The 206-nt window shown below is 69.9% G+C and carries 1 protein-coding gene; it reads left to right on the top strand.

The genetic code is table 11. The features are described 5' to 3' along the window. Positions 1 to 206 (top strand): FG-GAP repeat domain-containing protein (locus IF30_RS43030; RefSeq protein ID WP_037903383.1); only part of this gene is annotated, 206 nt, incomplete at both ends.

Genomic DNA, 206 nt, shown 5'->3' with positions numbered 1-206 from the left:
CCGATTCGAGCCGGGTACGGTTCGCGGACTGGGACGGCGACGGCAAGGCGGACTACATCCTGGTCAATCCCGGCGGTTCGGTGCGGGTGTACCTGAACAAGGGCGGCGACGGACACGGGACCTGGCAGGACATCGGCCAGGTCGCATCCGGTCTGACCACGGACGCGAGCCGGGTGCGGTTCGCGGACATCGACGGCGACGGCCGC

This window comes from Streptomyces sp. NRRL S-350 (assembly GCF_000719705.1).
GTDB lineage: Bacteria > Actinomycetota > Actinomycetes > Streptomycetales > Streptomycetaceae > Kitasatospora.
Note: the sequence above shows the minus strand (reverse complement) of the source record. Positions and strands in the feature narration are given on the sequence as shown.